The following is a 6,214-nucleotide window of genomic DNA, read 5'->3' on the forward strand; positions in this document are numbered from 1 at the left end:
TGCGACCACATCGGCCACCTCGTCAGAAGCGTTCTGCCCGTCGAATGCAGCAACTACTTCGTTAATGCCGGATACGCTTCCATCAAAAAATGAAACGCTAACAGAGGCTCGAAAGGCCACCCTTGAACATTCCTGCCCCGAGCGCGTTGCGTGGACAACGAAACCGCCGTGGTCCAATGCTACGATAAGGGGAGCACCGATGCCCAAGGCAGCCGACGTTGTCGCAGCGCTTGCCGACGTAAGCGCCATTGATAGCTACGCTACGCTTCAAGCCGAGATGGTTGATCTCCTCACCAGCTTGGCTGATCGCATGAACGGTTGGCAGAACGAGCGTCCCGCTCAGATCATGCGCAAGATGGCGGCCACCGTTGAGACGGTCCCCTATGACATGCTGGCGGAGCTAGGGCACAGCTACAATCCGACCTTGATCAGCTATGCGCTGATCCTGCACGTTTTGCGCGCTGATGCGCCCGATTATGCCGATGCTCACGATTTGGTGCTCACCCTGCTGGATGAGTTGCGGAGCATCGACCTCGATCATCCTGATACGCAAAAGGCCATCGAGGAGATCAAAGTCATCTTTAAATCCACGGGGCGGCCGACCGCTTGATGGCGAAGGAAGTGTCGATGCTGAGACAGATCAGGCACTCGTTTCGCATTTGATGACCGCCTCCGCCTCGCAGGTCGATTGAACCGCAAAAAAGCTACTCAATGTCGTCGCGCGATCGGAACGCGAAGGCAGTCTGGCAGCACGTCTTTTGAGGTGCCTTTGTGAGTTCAGTAAGTGACAGTTACAACAACCGTATCAGAGTACAGACCTGGAGACGGCGTGGGCTGCGGCGGCACGCGGCCGTACACGATGAGGCTCTGGGCAAGGCCAGTGCCCGTTCCGGGTACGGTAGTGCCGGATGTATCACCCCAGACCTGCGACCGGGCCGAGTCCTGGTAGAGGCCGTAGGTCACGGTCTCCGATCCCTTCGACATCTTGCGGCTGGCAGGCGGAGAACCCGTGGTGCCGCCGTTGAGGGCGACCGTATAGCTCGTCGTTGGCGTACAGGTCACGGTGAGCTGACCTGTCGCGTCGACGTTCGCATTCAAGACGCCGGTTGCGCCGAAGTCGATGTTCTGGGCGGAGACCAGACAGTTGTTCAGCACACTTGCATTCACCGTGAAGCTTGCATTTGTCGACCCCGCTAACGAAGCACTGCAGGCGGGACAGACACCGAGGGGACAGGTTGCATAACCCAATTGGGCGTCAATCCCGGAGAACGTCGACAGATAAGACCCAGTGGGCGCGGTCGACTGCCCACCGGACACGCGGGCGTAGATGGTTGGCGTGAGCGCGCCACTGCCCAGGGCGTTCAAGTCCAAGGTAAGTGCCGGCGATTGCGCCGAGAACGACCAAAAATAGGAGCCCCACACCGTCGTGCGGGCGGAGTTCTGATAAAGTTGATAGTTGAGTTTGTTGGCCGCACTGGCCATCTGTCGTGCCGACGCCGTCGCGCCGCCGCTGCCGGCGCCAAGGTTAGGACAGAGCCGGACTCTCTCCAAAGGCAAACCACTGCAGTTGATGCCGACCGTTGCGGTCGTATCGACGGCGCTGCCGGAAAGCATGTCGACCGAGCCGAAACTCGCATTCGATACGCTGTAACTGCAGGTGAGCGCCCTTGCAGTTGATGGAGCGGCCAGCAGAAGTGCGGCAAGCAGCCATTTCGATGTGGCGGTCGGTCTCATTGGCAGACCACGTCCTTGATGACGACCTGTTCGCCAGGCTTCGGAGCGTAGCTGAACGCGGCGCGGCACGAGCCGCCGTCCGGAAGATCGATCGCCGCGATGTTTTGGTCGGCCAGTCCCTGGATATAGCTTTGCCCGTCATAGCCAATGATGAACGTTGGCTTGCTGGTCTCCAGATGGCCTTGCGCCCCCGCGGCGAGTGATTTGCCCTTCCCGTCAGTGAACGTGACGAGCGCGGCCTTCGGCGCTTCCGATATCCCAAAATTGACAACAACACCGCTGCGGTCGGCCGGCACCACGACTTCACGGGTACTCGGCACGTCGGCATCAACCGGCAAATTCTTCGGATCGATCGAGATCTTGTTCTTCTGGTAGGAGTTCAGATAGGGGACGAGGAGCAGACCACGGCTATCGGTTACTCCGACAGGTCGATTCTCATATTGCACGGCGACATTGGGAGCGCCGGCGTTCACCACGGCAAAGGCATCGTCGATGCGGTTGCCGAAAAAGACGCCCCCTCCTGCAAAGGCGATGGAACCATCGATCTGCGCCGTCGCACGAGTATTGCTGCCGTATTGCTGCACGCCCGCCTCAATCCGCCCGAACGATGCGCGGTAGCTCGCCGCCGCGGCGCGATTGGGGGTGCTGCCTTCGGCGTCGCGCACGCGCGCGCCGTAGCTTCCCTCTTCAAGTCTCTCGGACTTCATTGCGTCCGTCACCACGGAAGCTCCTTTCGGTCCACTTTGAACCCCAGTGGAAACTGTGACGTCACTCCCGAACGGTACCGAAATCCCCGCGAAAATGCCGAAACTCTTGCTGTCGTCAATATCCTTGAATGCGGTGACATACATCGTGCTGTCGCGAAGAAAGCTGCGGCTGTATGACAGCCCGACGATGCGATTGCGGTCTCCGAGAGCGCTTTCAAGCTGTGTATAACTGAAATTGAGATTCGAGCGATCGAACGGCAGCGGCAGTCCGAAGCTGACCTGATCGAGGGCTTTTGGTACGCGGGCGTTGAAGAAGGAGAATTCGCTGAGTTTCGGATCAAGAATCGGGGCGGTCACCGAGGCAATGTCGTCGTAGTTGCCGAAGGTCCGCTGTGTGCGGGCATAGAGCGATACTCCCCAGAAGCTCATCTCAAGCGACGCATTGAACAGGCCACCCGTCCGTTCGCCCACACGACTGCCGGCAACAGCAAGGGAGGCCGCGCCGAAAGCCCCAAGCGAAAACGCCGCACCCACGCCTCCGTTGAGAAGCCCCGCGCCGCCCTCGGCATGACCTTCGAGCGTCAGCCAATTGGTCAAGCCGCAGCGCACGCTGGCCGACCCCACCGGGCGAGCGTCGTAGTTGTTCGACTCGACGCCATAGAAACGGCGCGCGAAGCCAGCCTCAGCCGACACGTCGTAGAGGCCTTCCCTGAGAAGCTGGCTTGAGACGAAAAATGGCAGCGTCGTGACAATCTGTCGGCCGAGTGCATCGTTGAGCACCACGCTTGCGGTTCCTGCGCCTGTGGCAACCGGGAGATTTGCGACCTGGAATGGACCCGCCGGCACCGAACCCGTGAAGGTCTTCACATTCTGCGTGTAGACATCGAGGGTGGATGGTACCGCCGCACTGCCCGACAGCACCGGTATCGGCAGCGTCACCAGATCAGGACGAAGCGCGAAATTGGTTTGCATTTGCACGCCGCCGAGCCGCACCGATCGCGTCCAGGACAAACCACCCGAGACCGTGTCGCCGCCGCGATAAGTAATCAGGCTCTCCGTATCCGAATACGCCCACGTCGAATCGAGGCGCGTCAGACCGCCAAGCTCTTGCGCGGCCGTGCTCGCGATGAGCGACTGGCTGAACGTTCCATACGGGCTGAACACCCGGCCATCGAAGGCGCCCGACAATCCCTGAAAGCTCTTGAGGTCGCGAAAGAACGCTCCGTCTGAACTGGCAAAGAGCGTATAGTTGAGTATGCCACCATAGCTTCTCTGCGGTTCAATGTAGTCTCCCGCTTGCGGCCGCATATTGATGACGTGCGGAGCCCGTGCCAGATCGGGCGCAGTGATCCGGATCATCTGTTTTGCTTCGTCCATCCGGTAGGTGACACCCGGCAGACGACCCAGACGTACGAGGCCGTCAGATCCAATTGCATCCTCGACGGGGATGAGCCCGATTTCCCGGAGCTCTTGAGGCGTTGTCACCAGCGAACCATCGGGCCGCTGCTGGAATGATCCAATGAGATTGACGGGGCTGTCGTTGATCACGACGTTGAGCTGCAGGCTGCGTTCTGCCGTCGCGGCCACCGCGTCCGTCGGACTCGGAAGGTCCATCAGTCCTTCAGACCGTGCACACGTCGTCGATGTGGCAAGTCCAACCAGCAGAACGACCGCCTCAACGCCCGGGTTGAACGACAGCTGTCGCATCGATCTGTCCGGCATCGCTCTGGGCGGAAAGTGTCACGGAGCGACCAGACAGATTTGTGCCACCCGCGGGAAACGACCATTGCATGGTCGCATTGCCAAGGACGTAGCCGACAAGCCCGTTGCGAAGCGTGATACTCCGCCCTGCGCCGTCCATCAGCTTGAGATCGGCGATCTTGAGACGTTGCTGACCGGCGTTCCTCGCTGTCACTGCGAGGGCGTTGCCGCTCCGCCCCACGGTCCAGGATACCTGCGCGCGTCCCAGGTCAGGGCTACGGAAAAAGACCGGCACGGAGTAGCGCACCACGAGATTGACGACGCCCGGTCGCCGCCGTGCCGGATCCGGCAGCTCATCGACAACGACACGATAGCTCTCTTCACCGGCGACCGGCTGCTTGCCGATCCGGACCACACGGACGACATAGTCGGCGTTGGGTCCAAGGGTCTGGCTGGGCGGGCTGGCCACGACGTCGGTTGTTGGTTCAAGACGATCCGCATCGCGGCTCTGGGTCCAGCGGAACACCCGGATCTGCACGCTGATCGGGCGACTGTCCTCGTTGCGCAGGTTGAGCGTCGCCGCGCTGTCGGGCGCCTGCAAGTCGAGAGTGGTAGGCGCGACGCGCAGCGACGCCGCCTCCACCCCGGGCAGCACAAAGACAAGCGAAGGCGATCCCGCTCACGCGGGCAAACAGTGGGCGCATAGATGTTTCCGTTAGTAGGTGACGGTAACCGTCAGGGTATCGCTGTATCCGCCAGCCGCCGGTGTCGCCTGCGGTGGCACTCGGCCGTAAACCGTGATCGGTTGAGGATTGCCGTTTCCGGTGCCAGCCAGCGTGTCCGTTCCGATAGTGGTGCCCCAGACAAGGCTGCGCGCGGCATCACGGTAGACTGAATAGGTCACTGTCGCTGCCGCCGTTCCGGTCATCTTGCGCGCTGCAACGGTCGCGCCGGCGCCGTTCCCTGCACTGATGCCGACGGTATAGGGCGTCGTATTGGTGCACTGAACGGAGATCGTGCTCTGGGCATCGACGTTCGCGCTAAGGACGCCCTGCGATCCAAACGCAAGGTCGGTCGCCGACTGGACGACACAATTCGACTGGATGGTGATCGTGACATTGAACTGACCCGTCGCGGTTGCGGCGCGGGCATGTTCTGGCACGAAGATCGCGCCTGCTATCAGGAGCCCGCTCGTCCAGGCCGTTGATGACAGCCAGGCGCGGCGACGGAAACGTTTACTCATGGGCAAGCTCTCGCGTTGCCTCCTGCCGGTACGGACGCTATGGCTGCATGGTTAATGACTGGTTAACATCATCCGTATATTTGCGGGGATCGCCAAGCGACCGTGCGGTGGTGCAGCCACCACCGTGGCGATGGCGATTTCGGCCGCAGAATCATGCTGAGGGTTTTCGTCGTCATGGCTCGGAATCAGCGGGAGCGCTTCGGCAGTTTCGGGAGTTTAGCAGGGTTGAATTTTGGCGGCTCGCTCGCCGCTGGCGCGGGCGATTGTTCTTCACTGAGAATGAGCGTTCCCTCAAGGAGCACTCCCGGGAACTGCTCAGCCGTGCCAACGTCACGAGCTATCTTGCCGAGGGACGTACCTTCCAGCGTCAGCTTGAGTTCATCGTCGCTTCCGAAAACCGTAGGCTGCTGTTCGGCATGCCTCTTGGTCGTAACGGTCGCGGTAAATCGATCTCCGTCGCGTTCGCAGGAGCCGCTGTAGGTCATGACGCTGTCACGTCCCCAGATTTGGCCGTCTGCGACATGGACGATGCCGGTGCCTTGGCCCAGCGGGGTCTTGAACCACGCAGCGTATGTGCCGTCTTTGAGCATGGGAGGAGGACCTCTCCCTCGGTGTTCATAAGACGCAGATCATCTGCACAACTCCAAGATCAGGTTAATCCTGGCGACCCGTGCAAATGCGGTGCAGCTCTCAAGTGAGGTGGCCGTCAGGTGAGCACGGTTTCAAATGTAGGAGCCGGCAGCGCCGGCGTTCATGCGACCTTCGACGTACCGTAGACGCACGGATCACATTGCAACGCAATTCGCGCTACAACGCAGTTCGCGCCGGG

Annotated in this window: 6 protein-coding genes; 1 reads left to right on the forward strand and 5 read right to left on the reverse strand. The window is 60.8% G+C overall.

What is annotated here, in order from left to right; translation table 11 throughout:
• Positions 1-199: 199 nt before the first annotated feature.
• Positions 200-610, forward strand: a complete 411-nt coding sequence (locus tag IVA82_RS17040) for a hypothetical protein (protein WP_247387327.1) — start codon at positions 200-202, stop codon at positions 608-610.
• 167 nt (positions 611-777) lie between these two features.
• Here the strand turns inward: IVA82_RS17040 and IVA82_RS17045 are convergent, their stop codons facing one another.
• The 5 genes from IVA82_RS17045 to IVA82_RS17065 form a co-directional block, all read right to left on the reverse strand.
• Complete coding sequence (locus IVA82_RS17045; protein ID WP_247387328.1) at positions 778-1,734, reverse strand: spore coat protein U domain-containing protein; 957 nt, start codon at positions 1,732-1,734, stop codon at positions 778-780.
• Complete coding sequence (locus IVA82_RS17050; protein WP_247387329.1) at positions 1,731-4,148, reverse strand: fimbria/pilus outer membrane usher protein; 2,418 nt, start codon at positions 4,146-4,148, stop codon at positions 1,731-1,733. Before IVA82_RS17050 ends, IVA82_RS17045 begins: the two co-directional genes overlap by 4 nt.
• On the reverse strand, positions 4,117-4,797 hold the full coding sequence (locus tag IVA82_RS17055) for a molecular chaperone (protein WP_247387330.1): 681 nt from the start codon (positions 4,795-4,797) through the stop codon (positions 4,117-4,119). The genes IVA82_RS17050 and IVA82_RS17055 overlap by 32 nt, the downstream gene beginning before the upstream one ends.
• 60 nt (positions 4,798-4,857) lie before the next feature.
• Positions 4,858-5,385 (reverse strand): spore coat U domain-containing protein, encoded by a 528-nt coding sequence (locus IVA82_RS17060; protein WP_247387331.1) that lies wholly within the window; start codon positions 5,383-5,385, stop codon positions 4,858-4,860.
• A gap of 185 nt (positions 5,386-5,570) precedes the next feature.
• Entirely contained in the window at positions 5,571-5,975 is a 405-nt protein-coding gene (locus IVA82_RS17065; protein WP_247387332.1) for a hypothetical protein, read from the reverse strand.
• Positions 5,976-6,214: the final 239 nt, after the last annotated feature.

Origin of the sequence: Bradyrhizobium sp. 142 (assembly GCF_023074015.1) — a bacterium.
Taxonomy (GTDB): Bacteria; Pseudomonadota; Alphaproteobacteria; order Rhizobiales; family Xanthobacteraceae; genus Bradyrhizobium.

Bases quoted from the DNA above. Each gene is read 5' to 3' on its own strand.
- IVA82_RS17040 (WP_247387327.1), top strand. From the start codon at position 200: ATGCCCAAGGCAGCCGACGTTGTCGCAGCGCTTGCCGACGTAAGCGCC.
- IVA82_RS17045 (WP_247387328.1), bottom strand. From the start codon at position 1,734: ATGAGACCGACCGCCACATCGAAATGGCTGCTTGCCGCACTTCTGCTG.
- IVA82_RS17050 (WP_247387329.1), bottom strand. From the start codon at position 4,148: ATGCGACAGCTGTCGTTCAACCCGGGCGTTGAGGCGGTCGTTCTGCTG.
- IVA82_RS17060 (WP_247387331.1), bottom strand. From the start codon at position 5,385: ATGAGTAAACGTTTCCGTCGCCGCGCCTGGCTGTCATCAACGGCCTGG.
- IVA82_RS17065 (WP_247387332.1), bottom strand. From the start codon at position 5,975: ATGCTCAAAGACGGCACATACGCTGCGTGGTTCAAGACCCCGCTGGGC.